This window comes from Mycobacterium shunyiense (genome assembly GCF_058270075.1).
Map to the genome: position 1 here is coordinate 138,770 of NZ_JBZDPU010000014.1, position 18,708 is coordinate 157,477.

Annotated in this window: 16 protein-coding genes; 7 read left to right on the forward strand and 9 right to left on the reverse strand. The window is 66.6% G+C overall.

All coding sequences use genetic code 11. The features are described 5' to 3' along the window. Window positions 1-81: 81 nt before the first annotated feature. Window positions 82-1,062 carry a nitronate monooxygenase gene (locus AC4ELH_RS11685; protein WP_498884552.1) on the forward strand — a complete coding sequence of 327 codons (981 nt, stop codon included), beginning with the start codon at window positions 82-84 and terminating at the stop codon, window positions 1,060-1,062. Between the two features lie 90 nt (window positions 1,063-1,152). Here AC4ELH_RS11685 and AC4ELH_RS11690 read toward each other — a convergent pair whose 3' ends face one another. Then, a complete protein-coding gene (locus AC4ELH_RS11690; protein WP_082941576.1) occupies window positions 1,153-1,869 on the reverse strand; it encodes a TetR/AcrR family transcriptional regulator in 717 nt (238 codons plus the stop codon). A 90-nt stretch (window positions 1,870-1,959) separates the two neighbouring features. Between AC4ELH_RS11690 and AC4ELH_RS11695 the strand changes: the two genes are divergently transcribed. Both AC4ELH_RS11695 and AC4ELH_RS11700 read left to right on the forward strand, forming a co-directional pair. Continuing rightward, complete coding sequence (locus AC4ELH_RS11695; protein ID WP_498884554.1) at window positions 1,960-3,045, forward strand: oxygenase MpaB family protein; 1,086 nt, start codon at window positions 1,960-1,962, stop codon at window positions 3,043-3,045. A gap of 1 nt (window position 3,046) precedes the next feature. After that, window positions 3,047-4,738: an aldehyde dehydrogenase family protein gene (locus AC4ELH_RS11700; RefSeq protein WP_064880474.1), complete on the forward strand. Its 1,692-nt coding sequence runs from the start codon at window positions 3,047-3,049 to the stop codon at window positions 4,736-4,738. 8 nt (window positions 4,739-4,746) lie between these two features. Here the strand turns inward: AC4ELH_RS11700 and AC4ELH_RS11705 are convergent, their stop codons facing one another. Further along, a complete protein-coding gene (locus AC4ELH_RS11705) occupies window positions 4,747-5,334 on the reverse strand; it encodes a TetR/AcrR family transcriptional regulator (RefSeq protein WP_064880471.1) in 588 nt (195 codons plus the stop codon). Window positions 5,335-5,474: 140 nt separating this feature from the next. On the opposite strand from AC4ELH_RS11705, the gene AC4ELH_RS11710 reads away from it, so the two are divergent. The 3 genes from AC4ELH_RS11710 to AC4ELH_RS11720 are packed head-to-tail and all read left to right on the forward strand — an operon-like array spanning window position 5,475 to window position 9,392. Continuing rightward, complete coding sequence (locus tag AC4ELH_RS11710; protein WP_498884557.1) at window positions 5,475-6,197, forward strand: SAM-dependent methyltransferase; 723 nt, start codon at window positions 5,475-5,477, stop codon at window positions 6,195-6,197. Continuing rightward, on the forward strand, window positions 6,109-6,489 hold the full coding sequence (locus AC4ELH_RS11715; protein ID WP_254358843.1) for an MmpS family transport accessory protein: 381 nt from the start codon (window positions 6,109-6,111) through the stop codon (window positions 6,487-6,489). The genes AC4ELH_RS11710 and AC4ELH_RS11715 overlap by 89 nt, the downstream gene beginning before the upstream one ends. Beyond that, a complete protein-coding gene (locus tag AC4ELH_RS11720; protein WP_498884559.1) occupies window positions 6,486-9,392 on the forward strand; it encodes an MMPL/RND family transporter in 2,907 nt (968 codons plus the stop codon). Before AC4ELH_RS11715 ends, AC4ELH_RS11720 begins: the two co-directional genes overlap by 4 nt. Window positions 9,393-9,466: 74 nt before the next feature. On the opposite strand, the gene AC4ELH_RS11725 is transcribed toward AC4ELH_RS11720, so the two are convergent. From AC4ELH_RS11725 to AC4ELH_RS11755, 7 genes are all read right to left on the reverse strand, one after another. After that, window positions 9,467-10,123 carry an O-methyltransferase gene (locus tag AC4ELH_RS11725; RefSeq protein WP_448444200.1) on the reverse strand — a complete coding sequence of 219 codons (657 nt, stop codon included), beginning with the start codon at window positions 10,121-10,123 and terminating at the stop codon, window positions 9,467-9,469. Window positions 10,124-10,139: 16 nt separating this feature from the next. After that, window positions 10,140-11,375, reverse strand: a complete 1,236-nt coding sequence (locus AC4ELH_RS11730) for a glycosyltransferase (protein ID WP_448444203.1) — start codon at window positions 11,373-11,375, stop codon at window positions 10,140-10,142. Window positions 11,376-11,377: 2 nt separating this feature from the next. Continuing rightward, window positions 11,378-14,455, reverse strand: a complete 3,078-nt coding sequence (locus AC4ELH_RS11735) for an ATP-binding protein (RefSeq protein WP_498884562.1) — start codon at window positions 14,453-14,455, stop codon at window positions 11,378-11,380. A gap of 130 nt (window positions 14,456-14,585) precedes the next feature. Beyond that, window positions 14,586-15,056 carry a TIGR04338 family metallohydrolase gene (locus tag AC4ELH_RS11740; RefSeq protein ID WP_064957625.1) on the reverse strand — a complete coding sequence of 157 codons (471 nt, stop codon included), beginning with the start codon at window positions 15,054-15,056 and terminating at the stop codon, window positions 14,586-14,588. Then, entirely contained in the window at window positions 15,053-15,796 is a 744-nt protein-coding gene (locus AC4ELH_RS11745; RefSeq protein WP_498884564.1) for a DUF2786 domain-containing protein, read from the reverse strand. Before AC4ELH_RS11745 ends, AC4ELH_RS11740 begins: the two co-directional genes overlap by 4 nt. 9 nt (window positions 15,797-15,805) lie before the next feature. Next, window positions 15,806-16,798 (reverse strand): hypothetical protein, encoded by a 993-nt coding sequence (locus AC4ELH_RS11750; protein ID WP_448444208.1) that lies wholly within the window; start codon window positions 16,796-16,798, stop codon window positions 15,806-15,808. After that, window positions 16,795-17,634 (reverse strand): alpha/beta hydrolase, encoded by an 840-nt coding sequence (locus AC4ELH_RS11755; protein WP_064881325.1) that lies wholly within the window; start codon window positions 17,632-17,634, stop codon window positions 16,795-16,797. Before AC4ELH_RS11755 ends, AC4ELH_RS11750 begins: the two co-directional genes overlap by 4 nt. Before the next feature lie 44 nt (window positions 17,635-17,678). Here AC4ELH_RS11755 and AC4ELH_RS11760 point away from each other — a divergent pair, with 44 nt between their 5' ends. Continuing rightward, window positions 17,679-18,704 (forward strand): sigma-70 family RNA polymerase sigma factor, encoded by a 1,026-nt coding sequence (locus AC4ELH_RS11760; protein ID WP_448444211.1) that lies wholly within the window; start codon window positions 17,679-17,681, stop codon window positions 18,702-18,704. The last annotated feature ends 4 nt before the right edge of the window (window positions 18,705-18,708 follow it).

Sequence of the window (18,708 nt, forward strand, 5' to 3'; positions counted from 1 at the left end):
GCGTGTCTGTCGGCCGCCACGCCGTAAAACGTCGGCAGTTTGCGCACGCTCACGCAGACCCACATGGCGCAGAATCGCGGAATGGATATCGCGGATCGGCTGAAACTCGATGCGCCCGTGGTCCAGGCCGGCATGGGCGGCGGCATTGCCGGTGCTCCGCTGGCCGCCGCGGTATCAGCGGCCGGCGGACTGGGAACCTTGGGGCTCCTGCCGCCCAGGCAGCTCAGGGCGGAGATCGCAACGGTCCGCGACCAGGCGCCCGGCCGTGCGGTCGCCGTCAATCTCTTGATGCCGTTCACCCGCCGTCCCCATGTCGAGGTCTGCCTCGAAACGAAGATCGACGTCGCGGTCATGGCGTTTGCGATCGACCGTGCCTTGATCGAACGACTAATCGACGCAGGCATTTTCGTCATCGTGATGGTCGGCACCGAACGGCAGGCCGCGGAGGCGCTGGCCTACGGCGCCGACGGATTGATCGCGCAGGGCCGCGAGGCGGGTGGGCATCTGGTCGGCACGGTGGCGCAGGCCGATTTTCTGCCAAAGGCATTGGCACTGGCCGGTTCCCGCCCGGTGTTCGCCGCGGGTGGCATCGCCACGGCGAGCGACACGCAAGCGGCCCTCGCCGCAGGCGCTACAGGTGTGGTAACCGGCACGCGGTTCCTGCTCACCCACGAGTCCGGCGCGCATCCGGTCTACCGGCAGCGGGTCATCGATGCGGACAGGACGCTTGAGACGACGGCGTTCGGGCTCGCCTGGCCGGAACGTCATCGGGTGATCCCGAATGCGACCACGGATCGGTGGTGCCACCCGGACGGCACGGCCCGCCGGTTGCCGGCGGCCATCAACAAGTTCAGCGCGCCGCTGTCCCGAGTCCCCGACCGTGGTGACGGCGCATTGCTCGGCCTGCAACGCCCCGCCCTGCCGTTCCTCACCCCGATCACGCTCACCGCCGACATGCCGGCGAGGTGGGCGGACCGCGCGGCTCTGTACGCCGGCGAGACCGCGCTGCGATTGGACCGGGTCACGTCGGCCGCGCAGGCCGTTGCGGATCTCACACCGTAGCCACGCTCGGCATGCCACGAGCGTGCGCAGAATGCCGGCGAAATGCGGCGTGGCGGGCGGCAGACACGCACGCTCGCGGTGCGAAGAGGCTCAGACGCGGGCGCGCTCCGGATCGCGGTAGCTCTCGACCTGCGCGGCGATCACGTCGGGCGTCGGCAGCGGCTCGGCGCTGTCGAGGTACACGCCGCCGGCGCGCAGTGTGTCCTCGACCAACAGCCAGATCCACCGCACGAGATCGGCCACCAACCGGTCCTGTGCGGTTGAGCCGGGTTGGTCGAGCCACCGCCCGGTTGTCGATTCCACCAACCCGACGATGGCGAACGCCAGTGGTTGAGGGTCGGTGTCCACGCCAAAGGCGTTGAGATACACCGTGAACAACGCATTCAGCTGAGTTCCGATGGTCTGCCGGATGTCGGCTATGGCATCGGGCGCCGAGCCGTCGTCGCCCAGGGAGCACCGTGCCAGGTAGCGGTAGAGGTTCCGGTGTTCGACGAGGAACCGGACGTGGGCACCGACGCCGGCCTCGATGATCTGGGCCATCGATCCGTGGGGCGTCCACAGCGGGGCAAGTTCGGTGTTGAGCATCTCGGCTGCGCGCTGCGCGATCGCGCTCTGCAGATCGGCCGCGCCGGCGAAGTGTCGGTAGAGCTTGGTGCGGGTCACCCCGACGTGTGCGGCGATCTGCTCGGTCGAGGCCTGCGGACCGTGTTCGGCGATCGCCGACAGTGCGGCGTCGACGAACTCTGCCCGCCGCCGCTCCCGCTGGCCGGCCCATCGACTCCCGGAACCGCTGCCCTCAGTTGCCACAGACACACCCTAGCCAATCAAGTGGTACATGACGTACCATACCGTAACTGGTACATAACGTACCACTAGATTTCGAAGGGAACGACGCAGATGGACGCGGTAATCGCGCTTCGCAAAGCGGCAGGTCTGCCGGCAGTTGCCGAACCCCTGGCACCGGCGGAGGACTACGGCTTCTTCGGCCCGGGGTCGGTCACCTGGAAGGTGTGGAGCTACCCAACCTCGCTACTGATCGGCTTCTCCCGCGCCGTCACCATCGAGCACCTCGATCCGTTCCTGGCGGCCGCCGTCGACGCCACCGGGCAGGTCTATGCCCGCACCCGCCTGCGCTACGACCGGACCATGCAGTACTTCGCCCTGGTGGCCTTCGGCGACGCCAAATCCGTCCTCGACGCATCCGAGATCCTGGTCAAGATCCACTCCAAGGCCGTCGGCACCGAGCCCATCACCAAGCGCCCGTTCGACGCCAACGATCCGCACTCACAGTTGTGGATCCACCTGACCGCATGGCACTCGATCCTCAAAAGCTACGAGATGTTCGGCCCCGGCAAGCTGTCGGCGGACGAAGAGAGCCGGTACTGGGAGGAATGCGCGCGGGCCGCGGCGTTCCAGACGATCAATCCCGACGACGTGCCCCGCACCCGCGAGGGCATCCGCGCGTACTTCGAGAGCTTCCGCCCGGACCTGGTCGGCTCCGAGGTCGCTCAGCGCATGATGGATTACCTGGTCGATCTGGGCTACCACATCCTGCCCGAGCGGATGCCGCGCTGGATGCGCAAGGCGTTCAACATCCCGATGCGCGCCGCCATCATCGCGACCATGCCGCAGTGGATGCGACTGCTGGGCGGCATCCCCCAGCGCCGGATCGCCGATGTCGCGGCACGCGCCGTGGTGCGACCCTTCCTGCGGATCATCGCCGCCAAGCCGCGACTCGAACTGGCAGTCCTGGATCTCACCACGCCGAACACCACGCCGATCGTCGGCCCCACTCTGGTCGACATCCCGGCCAGGAACACCATCACCTACACGCCGGCCGAGGCCCGGGCGAAGTGGGGCAGACAGACTCCGTTCGAGCAGTACAGTCAGATCATGGCCAAGCGGGAGATCGGGCAGGGTCCGGCTCCCTACGCCCACAACCACCACGACGCACTGATGCAATTCGACAAGAGCGTGAGCTGATATGAACGAATCGCAGATCGACCAGGCCCTCGAGGATCTCGTCGAAGGCGAAAAGACCTGGGCCTCACTGTCATTGGCGGCCCGCCGCGGACTCCTCGACGAGGTGCGCGACCTGACCGTGCGCCATGCCACCGAGTGGGTCGACGCTGCCGTCGGGATCAAACAACTCGACCCGGCCTCGCCCCTGGTCGGCGAGGAATGGATGTCCGGCCCGTACTCACTGGTCGCCGGGCTGGCCGCACTGTCGGAGAGCCTGAACAAGCTGGAAGCGGGCCGCAGCCCACTCGACGGCGCCGAGTTCGGCTACGCTCCCGGCGGTCGGACCACGGTAAAAGCTCTGCCACTCAACACCTTCGATCAACTTTTGCTGTCCGGATTCAGTGCCGAGGTGTGGTTGCAGCCCGGAATCGAGAAGGCCGAGGCCATCCGGTCGGCCGGCCTGGCTCAACGCGACCCCAGCCGCACCCACGGCGTGGGCGCGGTGCTGGGCGCGGGCAACATCTTCTCGATCGCGCCGCTGGACACCATCTACGAGTTGTACGCCAACAACCGGGTGGTGGCCCTCAAGCTCAACCCGATCACCGATCCGTTACAGCCCGTGCTGACCAAGGTGCTGGCACCGTTCATCGCCGTCGGTGCGGTCCGCATCCTGACCGGCGGAGCCGAGGTCGGCACATATCTGGTGCGGCACAAGCTCGTTGACCACGTGCACATGACCGGTAGCGCCCTGACGTACGACGCCATCGTGTTCGGCACCGGCGAGGAGGGTTCCCGGCGCAAGGCAGCTGACGAACCCGTGCTCGACAAGGAGATGACCGCCGAACTCGGCGGGGTTTCCCCGACGATCGTGCTGCCCGGCTCCTGGAGCGCGGCCGACATCGAGTTCCAGGCCAATCACGTTGTCACGCAACGCTTGCACAACAACGGCTACAACTGCGTGGCTGCGCAGGTGGTGGTCTTGTCCAAGCGCTGGGCGCAGCGTGACGAGTTCATCGCCGCCATCCGCAAGGCCTTCAACGATGCGCCTGCCCGCCCGGCCTACTACCCGGGCTCAGACGTCAGGGTCGCCGGCGCGGACACGTCGTATCCGGACGCACAACACCTGGGCTCGAGGGGTGCCCGGGTCCTGGTGGTCGATCCCGCCGACCGCGAAGCGTTGCTGTGCACCGAGTATTTCGGTCCGGTCCTCGGGGTGATCGAACTCGACGTGCCCGATGATCAATTCGCCGAGGAAGCGGTACGCGTCGCCAACGACGAGTTCGTCGGCACACTCGGGGTGAACATCATCGCCCACCCGGACACCATCAAGGCCATGGGCGACAAGTTCGACCACCTCGTCGAGCAGTTGCGCTACGGCACCATCGCGATCAACGCGTGGACCGGCGTCGGCTATCTGACCGCAACGGCCACCTGGGGAGCATTCCCCGGCCACAAGCGCAATGACATCCAGAGTGGAGTCGGCGTGGTGCACAACGCTTTTCTGCTCGATCGCCCGGAGCGGACGGTGGTCCACGGCCCATTCCGTCCGGCGCCGCGTTCGGTGTTTCGCGGCGAATGGTCGTTGTCCCCGAAGCCGCCGTGGTTCGTCAACAACCGCACCGCGGCGACGACGGGCCGATTGTTGGTGGACTTCGCCGGGGCGCCCGGATGGAGCAAGCTGCCCGCGATCTTCGCGTCGGCGCTGCGGGGTTAGGTACGGGGCTAGCCGGAGGCGACGGGCGTGGCCGGCGCCACTGCGGGCAGTAACCGCTGCGCGCAGTCCAGCAGCACCCGGTGCAGCTCCTCGTCGGTGACGTCGTTGAGGGCAGGATCGGTGGCACTGCCATAGACACCTGCGGCGAGGACCGACATGCAGATCCGGCCCGTGGCGTCGGGTTCGGGGCCCAACAGGATCAGGGTGAGCCGTTCGATCGTGTCCTGGAGTTCCGCCCGATCGTGCACCAGAGCGTCGATCACCGGGTCACCGTGGAACACCGCGGTAACCCGTCGGTGCCGCACGGCCATCTCGACCATGCCGCTGACGGCGGCTTCCCGCCGCGCCTCCGGAGTGGACATCGCCTCGGCGATACGGACCAGCCGCACCATGTCGTCGAAGACGGGTTGGATGACCGCCAGCGCGATCTCGTCCTTGGAATGGAACTGGTAGTAGACGGCCGCCTTGCTGACGCCGAGGCGGTCGGCGATCATCTGCAGCGACGTACCTTTGACGCCGTGCTCTGCGAACAGGCTCAGCGCCGCCTCCAGCACCCGCTCGCGGGCAAAGCCACGCGGCGCAACAGCCTTCGCCACACCCGTCCCTTCGTCGCGCTGAGCGTACCGAACGCGTTCTAGATCACAGCGTCAATAGCCAAACTAACTTGATTGAAGTTAGCCGACTGTATAGGTTTCACTTTACATCCGGCAAGGAATCCTGCGGGGGAGGAGTGATGATGCCCATTACGTGCGCGTCATATCCGGCAGAACTCCTCGACACCTTTCTGCTCGCCGCCGCCGAAACCGGCATCGAACAGGTGGTGTTCGTGTCCTCCGATCTGGACCCGCGTCCTTATCAACTGCCCTGGCCCGCAGGCACCCAGGTGTACGTCGTCGACCATCCCGCGATCCTCGACGTCAAGACCGCCGCCATGGCCGGCACCACGTCGACCACAGTGGTGCGGCCAGTCCCCGCCGATGTCAGCGGCGACTGGCCTGCCGCACTGGTCCGAGCGGGATTCGACGCCGACCGGAGCGCCCTGTGGAGCGTCGAAGGCGTACTACCCTTCATTCCATCGGATGAACAGCGTCGACTCGTCGCCGACATCACTGCTCTGAGCGCGCCGGGCAGCCGGCTGATCTCAGAGGTGTCGGTCAGTCCGTTCCGGGACGATTCCGGCGGGGACGTCACCCCGGACGTCGACGTAGAAAGATGTTGGCGGGAATCCGCCGACACCGAAATGATCACGAAGTGGCAATGGAGCTTCGCCGCTAGCCGGTACGTCACCGCGTACCTGACCTCCGAAAGGCCGACCAGCGAATATGAAGCTGTTGAGACGGTTCTGGATTCCGTTGATCATCATCGTGGTGGTGTTGGTAGGCGGATTCACGGTCATGCGGGTGCGCACGTTCTTCGGCGCAGGCGCCGGCTCCGGCATCGCCAGCGCGAAGGTCGATGACACCAAGCCGTTCGACCCCAAGGTCGTGGTCTACGAGATCTACGGCGTCCCCGGTGCGACGGCGGACGTGAACTACCTCGATCTCGACGCCCAGCCTCAGCGCGTGGACGGGGTGACCCTGCCGTGGACGCTACGTCTGGAGTCCACCGCTCCGTCGGTGTTCCCCAACATCGTCGCGCAGGGCGACGGCAACACGATCAGCTGCCGCATCACCGTCGATGACGAACTCAAGGACGAGAGAACCTCCAACGGCGTGAACGCCCAGACCTTCTGCTTGGTGAAATCTGCATGAGCAATTACGACACTCCTACCGACTCGATCCCGGTCAGCGGCCCACAGCACGCGCAGCCCGCCGGGCACGGCGGGATCGCAAAGTGGATCCGGCGCCTGGCCATCCCGATCATCCTCGGCTGGATCGCCATCATCGGTGTCCTCAATGTGATCGTTCCCCAGCTCGAAGAGGTGGGGAAGATGCGCTCGGTGTCGATGACGCCGGACGACGCACCGTCGATGATCGCCATGAAGCGGGTCGGCGAGGTGTTCCAGGAGTTCAAGTCCAACAGCTCGGTGATGGTCGTCCTGGAGGGCGACAAGCCGCTGGGCGACGACGCACACAAGTACTACGACGAGATCGTCGCCAAGCTCGAAGCCGACAAGAAGCACATCGAGCACGTCCAGGATTTCTGGGGCGATCCGCTGACCGCGTCGGGCGCGCAGAGCTCCGACGGCTTGGCGGCCTACGTGCAGGTCTACACCGCCGGTAACCAGGGCGAGGCGCTGGCCAACGAATCGGTGGAGGCCACCGAGAAGATCGTCCAGAGCGTCCAGGCACCCGAGGGCGTCAAGGCGTACGTGACCGGCCCGGCCGCGATGTCGGCCGATCAGGAGATCGCCGGTAACCGCAGCCTCGAGATGATCACCGCCCTGACTTTCGTGGTCATCATCATCATGCTGCTGTCGGTCTACCGCTCCATCGTGACCGTGCTCCTCACCCTGGTCATGGTGGTGCTGTCGCTGTCGGCCGCCCGCGGTCTGGTGGCTTTCCTGGGCTACTACAACATCATCGGGCTCTCGACGTTCGCCACCAACCTGTTGGTGATGCTCGCCATCGCCGCCTCCACCGACTACGCCATCTTCCTGATAGGCCGATATCAAGAGGCCCGAAGTGTCGGCGAGGACCGGGAACAGGCCTACTACACCATGTTCCACGGCACCGCCCACGTCATCCTGGGTTCGGGCCTGACCATCGCCGGCGCCACGTTCTGCCTGCATTTCACGCGACTGCCCTACTTCCAGTCACTGGGTATCCCGCTGGCGATCGGCATGGTGATGGTGGTGCTCGTCGCACTGTCGCTGGGCTCGGCCATCATCACGGTGGCCACCAGGTTCGGTAAGACGCTGGAACCCAAGCGGGCCATGCGCACCCGCGGGTGGCGCAAGATCGGCGCCGCGGTGGTGCGTTGGCCGGGACCGATCCTGATCGCCACCATCGCCATCTCACTGATCGGCCTGCTCGCACTGCCGGGCTACAAGACCAACTACAACGACCGCAAGTACCTCCCGGCGGATCTACCCGCCAACACCGGCTACGCCGCGGCCGACCGGCACTTCTCGCAGGCCCGGATGAACCCCGAGCTGCTGCTGATCGAAAGCGATCACGATCTGCGCAACTCCGCGGACTTCCTGGTGATCGAGCGGATCGCCAAACGCATCGTCGGCGTACCCGGTGTCTCCCGGGTCCAGGCCATCACGCGCCCGCAGGGAACGCCGATCGAGCACACCTCGATCCCGTTCAACATCAGCATGCAGGGCACGACGCAGACGATGAATCAGAAGTACATGCAGGACCGGATGGCCGACATGCTCAAACAGGCCGACGAAATGCAGGTCACCGTCGACACGATGACCAAGATGATCGCGCTCATGGAACAGATGCGCGGCGTCATGAACAGCATGGTCGGCAAGATGCACGGCATGGTCGACGACATCAAGGAATTGCGCGACCACATCTCGGATTTCGACGACTTCTTCCGTCCGATCCGCAACTACCTGTACTGGGAACCGCACTGCTTCGACATCCCGATGTGCTGGTCGATCAGGTCGGTCTTCGACACCCTTGACGGAATCGACACCATGACAGCCGATTTCGAGCAGATCGTCCCTGACATGGACAAGATGAACGCGCTGATCCCGGTGATGATCGCGAACATGCAGCCGATGATCACCACGATGAAGACCATGAAGACCATGATGCTGACCATGCAGGCCACCCAGGGCGGCATGCAGGATCAGATGGCGGCCATGCAGGACAACTCCACCGCCATGGGTCAGGCCTTCGACGCCGCCAAGAACGACGACTCGTTCTACCTGCCACCGGAGACCTTCGACAACCCCGACTTCAAGCGCGGCATGAAGATGTTCCTGTCCCCGGACGGGCATGCGGTGCGGTTCATCATCAGCCACGAGGGCGACCCGATGAGCCCCGAAGGCGTCGCGCACGTCGAACCGATCAAGCTGGCGGCCAAGGAGGCCATCAAGGGCACCCCGCTGGAGGGCTCGAAGATCTACCTGGGCGGCACCGCAGCCATGTTCAAGGACATGCAGGAGGGCGCCAACTACGACCTGCTGATCGCCGGAATCGCCTCGCTCTGCCTGATTTTCATCATCATGCTGATCCTGACCCGAAGCATGGTGGCCGCCGCGGTGATCGTCGGCACCGTGGTGCTGTCCCTGGGCGCCTCGTTCGGCCTGTCGGTGCTCATCTGGCAGCACCTGATCGGCCTGGAACTTCACTGGATGGTGTTGGCCATGTCGGTGATCATCCTGTTGGCGGTGGGCGCGGACTACAACCTGCTACTGGTCTCCCGATTCAAAGAGGAGATCCACGCAGGCTTGAACACCGGCATCATCCGCGCCATGGGCGGCACCGGGTCGGTGGTCACCTCGGCAGGCCTGGTGTTCGCGTTCACCATGATGTCGATGGCAGTCAGCGAACTCGCCGTGATCGGCCAGGTGGGCACCACCATCGGTCTGGGCCTGTTGTTCGACACCCTGGTCATCCGTTCCTTCATGACCCCGTCGATCGCAGCACTGATGGGCAAGTGGTTCTGGTGGCCGCAGATGGTGCGCCAGCGGCCCAAGCCCGAGCCGTGGCCGAAGCCGATCCAGCGCGAGCCGCAGGACTCGCTGGCTTAGCCCCAACCTGAAACTCCGCGAGCGTGCGTGTCTGCTGATTGGACAGGCACGCTCGCGGCGTTTCGAGAGGTCGTTTACCGCACGAGCGCCACGGCGAAACCGTCCCAGCCCTTGGTGCCCACGGTTTGAATGGCCGCGGTGTCCAACCGCGGATCGGCACCCATCATCTCCAGCATGTCGCGCACGGCCTGCGCCTGTGCGTCGTCGGGCGCCGGTGCGAGCACCCGACCGAAGCGGGTCACGTTGTCCACCACGATGATCGAGCCCGGCCGACCCAGTCGGATCGCCCACTCGACGTAGCGGACGTTGTTCTCCTTGTCCGCATCGATGAAGACCAGATCGAAGACGTCACCACGTTCGGCCAGCCGCGGCAACGTGTCGAGTGCGGCGCCGACGATCACCTCGACCCGGCCCGCCAGGCCGGCCCGCGCCAGATTGGCCCGTGCCACCTCGGCATGACGCGGCTCGTATTCGAGCGTGACGACGCTGCCGTCGGGTCCCACACCACGGGCCAGGTTGATGGTGCTGTACCCGGCGAGCGTGCCGATCTCAAGCGCCCGACGCGCCCCGGAAATCGTCGCGAGCAGCGACAGCAGCTTGCCGTGCTGAGCCGACACCTCGATGGCCGGCATGTCGGCGGCGTGTGCGGACTGACGCGCCGCGATCAGCGCCTCGTCCTCGGTGCGCAGCACCTCGTTGAACATGGCATCGACGTCAGCAGCCTCGGTCATGTGCGCCAGAGTAGCGTCAGGACGCCAGACCGAGTATCCGCTGCTCGAAGAGGTCGGCGCCGTACTCCACCCCGCCCGTCTCCGCGAATCCGGCAGCCACCCGACGCGCTCCCGCTGCCATCCCCACCGCTTCTCGCACCTTCTCACGCAACCGATCCGGCGTCAGCCGCCGAGCCGGTAACCGGGTGCCACACCCCGCCACGTCCACCCTGCGGGCCACCTCGAGCTGGTCCCGCCCGTAGGGCACGACGCACACCGGGACGCCGCGGGCGAGCGCCTTCTGCGTCGCCCCCATCCCACCGTGGGTGACGGCGCAGATCGCGCGATCCAGAACCAGGCCGTGCGGAACGAACTGACACACAGTCACATTCGCAGCCGATTTCAGGTCAGGTGGCACCCCGGACGGCATCGTCACCACCACGTGTACCGGCTCGCCTGCCAGCGCCCGGACGGCAACGGCCGCGAGTTCGGCGTCGGCCTGTTTCTCCGAAGAGGTGGTCACCAGGATGATCGGTCGGTCAACCTCGGCCAACCAGTCCGGTACGCCACCACCATCCGTTTCCATCACACAGGGCCCGATCATCTGGACGGCGTCGCCCCACTCGGTGGCCGGATACTGGAACGGCTTACCGCTGGTCAGCAGGATCAGGGGTGCGCACCGGAGGAACTCGTCCATCGAATCAGCCTGCGGCAGCTGAACTTCGGCACGAACCCGGTTGATGGGCGGCAGCATGATCTTCTCAAGCGGCCTGACCACCAGGGCCCGCACCGCGGCGTCACGCAGCCGGCCGGCCACCCCAGTCCAAGGTGGTAGGCCCAACCCAAACGGCGGCACGCCGGCCGCACTCAGAGGCAGTGTGTACGGAGCGAAACTCGCCCACGGGACCGATCCCGCCTGTGCTGCCGATTGGGCACCCCAGCAGTTGACGTCGACAAGCAGCGCGTCGGGCCTGACCTGATGCACAGCGTCCGCGACGTCGGCGGTCTCGTAGCCGGCCCGTTGACCGAAGGAGGAAACCCCCAACTTCAACGCATCTCGTGGGTTGGCAGCCTTCCAGTCGTCGATCTCAATTGCTTCGATCCGTGGGTCGATGCGTTCGGCGGCGAAGCCGAGCTGCCGAGCGATATCCAGCCCGGCGGACAAGGTCCGCACATGCACGGTGTGGCCCCGACCCGACAGTTCGGCCAGCAACGCACACATCGGAAGCAGGTGACCGAGCGCCGGCGAGGTGTAGGCGAGGATCGTCGCCACGGCTACGTCATTCTCCGGGCGGTATCGAGCCTGCCTCGGGCCTCCAGCTTTTCGCACAGCGCCAGGTACTGCGCGGACAGTTCGCTGTAGTCTGCCGAGTCCCCGTCGGCCTGCGCCAACACGGCCCGTGACCGCAACCACCACAGGTCGAGTGCCGCGATTCCCGGTCGTAGCCCTCGCCACTGTTCGACCACTTCGCGTGCCTCGGCTCGCTCCTCTTCGGAGCCGGACTCGATGAGGAGTTCGACGAGCGTCTCCCCGAGGCGTCCGAGGAAGAATTTGGAGCCGCCGGCGGCGTATCTCGCGAAGCCGGATCGCAGCTCGGCGAGGGCCTGCTCGCGGTCTCCGTTGTAGGCCGCGTCGACGGCGAGGTCGGCGATGATGGTGGGCTTGATGAATGCCATCGAGCTGTGCGCGTCGATGAACGAAAGTGCTTGCCGCAGGCCATTGACCGCTTCGGTGTCGGGCCGGGGCAGCGCACGCAGTACGGCGGTGCCGCGCGCCCACCGTGTGCACACGACGCCGCTGCTGTCCCCGATCGTGTCGGCGGCCAACACTGCCTGGTCGAGGGAGTCGATGAACTCATCGGTGTGGCACAAACCCAGCGCCACCGCCGCTCCCGCGTACAGCACGGTGTGGGTGAACGTCATCGGCCGGTCGGCTTGCGCCAGTTCGATGCCTTCGTGCAGGTGGCGGCGTCCCTGCTCGGACCGGCCCAGACACAACTCCAGAAGACCCCGAAGCGCCTGAGCAGGAGCAAGTTCGGTAGGCGGGGTCCGGTCGACGTCGAGTAGGTCGATGGCCTGCAGCCCCGATTCGAGCTCGCAGTTGGCCAGCTTGGCGAAGGCGACCGCATTCACCACGATGCCGGTGGCCTCGGCGTCCCAGCGGGCGTCCTCGGCCATCCGATGTAACTCCGAGGCGAGCGTCGCGGCCTCCCTCAGGTTCTCCTCGTTGACGGTGAGGGACCACAGCTGACCGGCGGTGCCGATGGCGAGCGATCTCATGTCGTCGGTCTGCGTTGCCATATCCCGAAATTCACGGTAGCGCTGCGCGGTGGCGTCGTCGTTGCCGACATACAGCGAGGTCGACACCAGCAGTGCACGGGGTGCCACCTGTAGGTCGGCCACCTCGGGCTGGTCCGGTGCCAGCCCGTCGGCAATGCGTTGGGCATGCTCCCACTGCTCACGCGCTGCGGGGATGTCACGCACTCGAATCCATTGTCCTGCACGCATATACCAGTGATATGCCGCGACGAGATCGCCGGCCGACTCGAGGTGGGCGGCGATCAACGCGGCATTCTCGTCAGCGGCCCCGGGATCCCGCCGCTCGATGGCGGCGGCCAGACGACCGTGGGCGCGAGCCCGGTCACGGTTCAGCTGTGACTCGTAGGCCACCGTCCGGACCAGTGGATGATGGAAGCAATACCGTTGCCGAGGAACGAATTCGGTCTGGTCGATCAGTTCCGCAGAGACCAGCTCGGGCAGCCCGTCGGGTTCAGCCTCCGGTTGCAGCATGCGCAGTGTGTCGGTGTCGAAATCCGTGCCGATCACCGAAGCCGCGTTGAGTGCCCGCTTGGCGTGCGCCGACAGCCGGTCGATACGTGCCGCCAGGACGGCCTGAACCGTCGCGGGGACCGAGATGCGATCGAGATTACTTGTCATCCGGTAATTCCCGCGACTGCCCGCCAGTACACCCCGGCCGGCTAGATCGCGGACGATCTCCTCGACGAAATACGGATTGCCTACCGCCACGCCGGCGATGCGGGCAGCCAGCCCGGTCAGCGACGGGTCCTCGCCCAGGTGGTGGCCGACCAGGCGGGCCGCGACCGGCGCCGGTAGCGGGTGCAACCTGATGGTCGACGACCGGTCGCGGCGCAGCGCTCCGTGATACTCCGGCCGATAGGTGGAGACAACGGTGGCTGTCGCCACATCGCCGATCTCGGCCACGAAATCGGCGAGCACCTCGTCACTCGGGGCGTCGATCCAGTGCACGTCTTCGAGAACGAAGACCGTCGGGGCGTCAGCGACCCGAACCGCGGTGGCCATGAGTTCCACCAGTCTTCGCCGCCGGCTCTCCAGAGCGATGCTCGCATCGAGCGAGGCGGCGTCACCGATTCCCATGGCCTCGAACAGCACTCCGGCGTCCGGGGACTGCACCGGCAAGTGTCCATGGAACTGTTCGATGGTGCGCTTGCGCGCCGCATCCGGACTCAGCCCATCCACGCCGAACATCCCGCGGAGCACCAGCGAGAGCATGCGGAAAGCCAACACGGAGGCGTGTGCCTCACCACGGGCCACCACAATCCGGGCACCCCGACGTTCCGTCGCCGCCGCGAAATCGCTGACCAGACGGCTCTTCCCCAAACCCGGCTCGCCGATCACTCGGACGAACTCACCCGCTTCGGAATCGAAGGCCTCTTGCAGGTGATCCAGTTCCGCGGCCCGACCCAGCAGCACACCGGCAGTTCGACCCAGCACGGCGCCGCCGGTTTCGACCGAGTGCAGCTGCCGTGCCGCCACGGGCTCCTCGAACCCCTTGACCGTGACGTACCTCGTAGGTCCGAGCCGCGCTCCGTCGTCGACCAGTCGGGCGGTGGACAGGGAGCACATCACCCCGCCCGCGGGGGCGACCGATTCCATGCGCTGGGCCAGACCGACTGGATGGCCGACAGCGGTGTAGCCGCCCGAACCGATCTCCCCGGCAACGACCTCACCGGAGTTCAGCCCGACCCGCAGACTCAGCGCGACGCCGTCACGGCGGGCCACCTCGGCGGCCAGCTCGGTGGCCACTGTCTGTATCTCCAGCGCCGCGATGCACGCGAGCAGGGCGTGATCCTCCAGCGCGGCCGGCGCACCGAACAGCGCCATCAGTCCGTCACCGGTGAACTTGTCCACCGTTCCGCGGTAGCGCTGCACCACCACCGCGGCCCGGTTGAACAACTCGTTCATGATTTCGCGAAGTCGCTCGGTATCGACCGCGGCGGCGAGTTTCATCGAGCCGACGACGTCAGCGAAGAGCACGGTGACCTGCTTGCGTTCGCTGGTTGTCGTCCGCTCACCGACCGCGCTCCCGCACATGTCGCAGAAGCGTGCCCGCGGCCGCAGGTCGCTACCGCACGACTGGCACCGGCGCGCCGTCTCAGCGACCCGGCCGGCCATTCGCCAATCCAACTAGTGCGTCAATACGGCAATGATCGCGTACTCGGGGTCAGACCACACCTTCTTTGGCGTAGACCATCCGCAGCACCAGCCCGACCTCCGGACCCATGACCGTGTCACACAACTCGCAGTAGGCGACGACGAAGGCTGGTCCGTGGGGCGGGTCGGCCTGGCTCACGTGGTGGGCCAGTTCGTGCAGTACCACCAACTCTCGCAGTGCCCAGGTATCACGCTCGGGGACGGCGATGACGGCCTTGCCGTCGACCAGTTCGTAGTGCGCTGCGGTGGCACCCCGACGGGAACGCACTGCGACCGGGCCGGCTCCGACCCGGGCGACGACGTCGTCGACGTAGCGCTGCACTGAATCGACGGACCCGAATTTGGCCTCCGGCGGCAACGTCAGTGAGGTACCGAAGAAGTCGATGACGCGTGAACTGTGTTGGGCCGCACGGTCGAACATGGTGCGGACGAACTGTTCGGCGGCGTACACCCTGGCACGCTGGGTGTCCCTGACGCTCACTGCTCCAGGGCGCCGCGCGCGCCGGAGATCTCCTGGGTGGCCCCGAGCCGCGCGTGGCGACCGGCGCGATCCCCGGCCCGGCGGGCGGCCGACGAATACCCGGCCGAAGCGTTCGTGGCACGCCAGGTCCCACGGGCCTGCGAGGCCTCCCGGTAGAAGCTACGCAGCTCGATGTCTTTGTCCCGCAGGGCGATAGCGGTGCCCGGCCGGGCGGCCTCGTCGGCCTCGCGTTGCGCTTCCTCGCGGGCCTGGGTCAGGCGCTGGCCTATCCGGGCACCGAAGGCCAGCTGGAAGTTGAGCCGGGCGGTGATGGTCGGAGTCGGCCGGTGGGCGCCTGAGCCGATATAGCTCTCCGACGCTTTGACCATCTGCACCAGGAGGCTGGTGTACAGGGCGTGGGTGGCGTCGATGTCCTCGGCGAACCCGTAGGCGTAGACGAAGGTCGAGTTGGACGCCACATCGCATTTCACGTCGTTGGCCATCCCGATCACCACGAACAGCTGCACATAGGTACGCAATCCGCGTCTTCCGGCTTCGCCGATGGTGATGGTGCGTTGCACCGGCATCTGCGCCTTGGTGCGCTCCGCGGAATGCGCGCGGGCCAGGGCCAGGTTGATGGAGGTGGCGGTGGCCAGCCGCTGGGCGGCGGCCATGAACGCCTCGGCCTCGTGGAGGTTGTCGGTGCCCTCCGCCTGACGCAGCAGTGCGGCGATGCGCGCCAACATCTTGTCGTCGCTCACGCGACAAACCTAGCCACCGGTACCGACAAACTTGCCGATCGCCTCAACCACCTGCGGTGACAACGGACCGGGCTTGCCGTAGTTGGCGATGCTGTCGGTGGGATCGTCGCGCAGCACATGGTTGACGCCCTTGAGCTCGACGACCGTGAGCGCGGTGTGCTTGAGCGCCCCGATCAGCGGACGTTCGGTCTCACAGCTGGCCTGGGCGTCAGAGTCCGAGCAGGTGAGCAGCACCGGCATCCCGTCGGGCAGCCGCGCGGCCAGCTGCAGGGGATCGATCTTGTCGGCCTCGACGATGGCGTTGAGGTTGTCCTTGTTGACGATGGCACCGAGGCCTTCGGGCAGGTTGGCGGGCACCGTCCCCTTGGTGCGGATCTCGTCGACGGCGGCCAGCCAGGCCGTCAGGACCTCAGGACTGGCCCCGGCGCGCACCCGGTTGGTGATGATGTCCAGGTAGCGGCCGGACAACGGTTGAAACAGGGCCAGCGAGTGGACCTTCGGATCGGCGGCGCCGGCCAGGGTCATGGCGTGGATGGCGCCCTCGCCGACCGCGTAGATCGACAGCTCGGCCTCGTCGGTGTCGGGCTGTGCGGCCAGGAAACGCAGGGCGGCGGCCGCGCCGATGGTGTAGACGGCGCTGACCACGTCGGTGGGCTTCGCCGCGTAGGGGCCGAGCTTGGTGGCGCCGGTTCCGATCTTGTCGTAGCGCAGGGTCGCGACTCCCTTGTCCGACAGTGTTTCCGCGAGCTGACGCATGTTGCCGACCGGGCCGACGACCTTGTTGTCGCCGTTGCGGTCGGTGGGCCCGCTCTCGGAGATCAGCAGTGCCGCCGGGGTCGTCGCGCCCGAATGCCGGTAGGTCCCGTGGATGGTGAGTCCGTCGGCGTCGAAGGTGACGTCGGTGTCGGTCCAGTTCGGCTGCTGGTCCTGCGTCGATGCCTCCTCCGCACCGCAGCCGGCGACCAGGAGCACCGAAAGCAGTGCCACCACAAGCTTTCTCACAGGTGGGTCTCGATCCAGGACGTCACGTCGTCGAGAACCAGCCCCTTCTCGGGCTCGTTGAACACCTCGTGGAACAGGCCCGGGTACACCTTGAGGTGCACATCCTCGGAGGCCACACATTCGACAAGGCGGTGGCTGCCTTCGACGGCCACCAGCCGGTCCTTCTCGCCGTGCACCACCAGCAGTGGCGCGGTCAGGGCCGAGGCCCGCTGCGGCATGGTCTCCCCCACGATGATCAGCGCCCGGGCGATACCCGCGGGGACCTTGCCGTGCCACACCAGGGGATCGGCCTTGTAGGCCGCCACCACCTCGGGATCGCGGGAAACCGCATTGGCGTCGAGATTCTCCACCGGCAACCCGGGGGCGATCTTGCCGAGCACCTTGGCCACCGCCGCCAGCACCGGCGACACCGCGGCCTGCGCGGCCACGGCCGGTCCCGACAGCACCATCGCGGTGTACTCGTCGGGATATTCGACGCCGTAGCTGAACACGATGCCGCCGCCCATGCTGTGTCCCAGCACAAGGCGCGGGAGGGCGGGATACTCGGCAGTCGCGATGCCGACCAGCGTGTGGAAGTCGCCGACGTATTCGGACATGTCGCGCAGGTACACCCGCTTGCCGCCCGAGCGGCCGTGTCCCCGGTGGTCGAGGGCATAGACGACCAGGCCGGCCTCCCCGAACCGTTGCGCGACGTGGTGGTACCGCCCGGCGTGTTCGCCCAGGCCGTGGGAGAGAACGACGACGCCCCGCGGTGCGGTGTCGGGCGTCCATACGTCGTAGACGATGCGGACCCCTCCGACGCCGTCAAAGGTCTGTTCACTGCGGGTGCTGGTCACCCTGGCGAGCGTAGCCGCACCTGTCGGAGATTTTTCGGTCGTGGTTGTCGGGGGCGCTGCGTAAGCTCGCGAATGTGACGGTCCTCGCCCACCGCCTGGATGACGACAGCTCGGCCGATGCGTTCCTGGCCGATGCACAGCGCTACCGCCGTGAGCTGCTCGCCCACTGCTACCGGATGACCGGCTCGCTGCATGACGCCGAGGATCTGGTGCAGGAGACCTACCTGCGCGCCTGGAAGGCGTACGGGGGTTTCGAGGGCAAGTCCTCGGTGCGGACCTGGTTGTATCGCATCGCCACCAATACCTGTCTGACGGCTCTGGAGGGCAGACAACGCCGCCCGCTGCCGTCGGGCCTGGGCAATCCGAGTTCGTCGCCCACCGACGAGATCGCCGAACACCACGAGATCCCGTGGCTGCAGCCGCTGCCTGACTCCACCGACGACCCGGCGGATCCGAGCACGATCGTGGGGACCCGCGATTCGGTGCGGCTCGCGTTCGTCGCGGCACTGCAGCATCTGTCCGCCCGTCAGCGCGCGGTGCTGGTGATGCGGGAGGTGCTGCAGTGGAAGGCGGCCGAGGTCGGCGAGGCCATCGGGGCGTCGACGGCCGCGGTCAACAGCCTGCTGCAGCGCGCCCGGGCCCAGCTCGACGCGGTCGGACCCAGCCAGGACGATGCGATGGACCCGCCGGATTCCCCGCACGCCCAGAACCTCCTGCGCAACTACATGGCTGCCTTCGAGGCCTACGACATCGACAAGCTCGTCGAGTTGTTCACCGCAGAGGCCATCTGGGAGATGCCGCCCTTCGACAGCTGGTATCAGGGGCCGCAGGCCATCGGCGACCTGTCCCGTTACAAGTGCCCGGCCGAGAAGCCCGGGGACATGCGGTTCATCGCCACGAGCGCCAACGGCCAGCCGGCCGCGGCGATGTACATGCTCAACGCCGAGACGGGCCGGCACGAGGCCTTTCAGCTGCATGTTCTCGACGTAGGCCCCGAGGGCATCTCCCACGTGGTGGCTTTCATGGAACTGTCGCTGTTCGAGAAGTTCGGGCTGCCGGCATCTCTCTAGGCGT

Bases quoted from the DNA above. Each gene is read 5' to 3' on its own strand.
- AC4ELH_RS11685 (WP_498884552.1), top strand. From the start codon at position 82: ATGGATATCGCGGATCGGCTGAAACTCGATGCGCCCGTGGTCCAGGCC.
- AC4ELH_RS11710 (WP_498884557.1), top strand. From the start codon at position 5,475: ATGCCCATTACGTGCGCGTCATATCCGGCAGAACTCCTCGACACCTTT.
- AC4ELH_RS11735 (WP_498884562.1), bottom strand. From the start codon at position 14,455: ATGTGCGGGAGCGCGGTCGGTGAGCGGACGACAACCAGCGAACGCAAG.
- AC4ELH_RS11700 (WP_064880474.1), top strand. From the start codon at position 3,047: ATGAACGAATCGCAGATCGACCAGGCCCTCGAGGATCTCGTCGAAGGC.
- AC4ELH_RS11695 (WP_498884554.1), top strand. From the start codon at position 1,960: ATGGACGCGGTAATCGCGCTTCGCAAAGCGGCAGGTCTGCCGGCAGTT.
- AC4ELH_RS11720 (WP_498884559.1), top strand. From the start codon at position 6,486: ATGAGCAATTACGACACTCCTACCGACTCGATCCCGGTCAGCGGCCCA.
- AC4ELH_RS11725 (WP_448444200.1), bottom strand. From the start codon at position 10,123: ATGACCGAGGCTGCTGACGTCGATGCCATGTTCAACGAGGTGCTGCGC.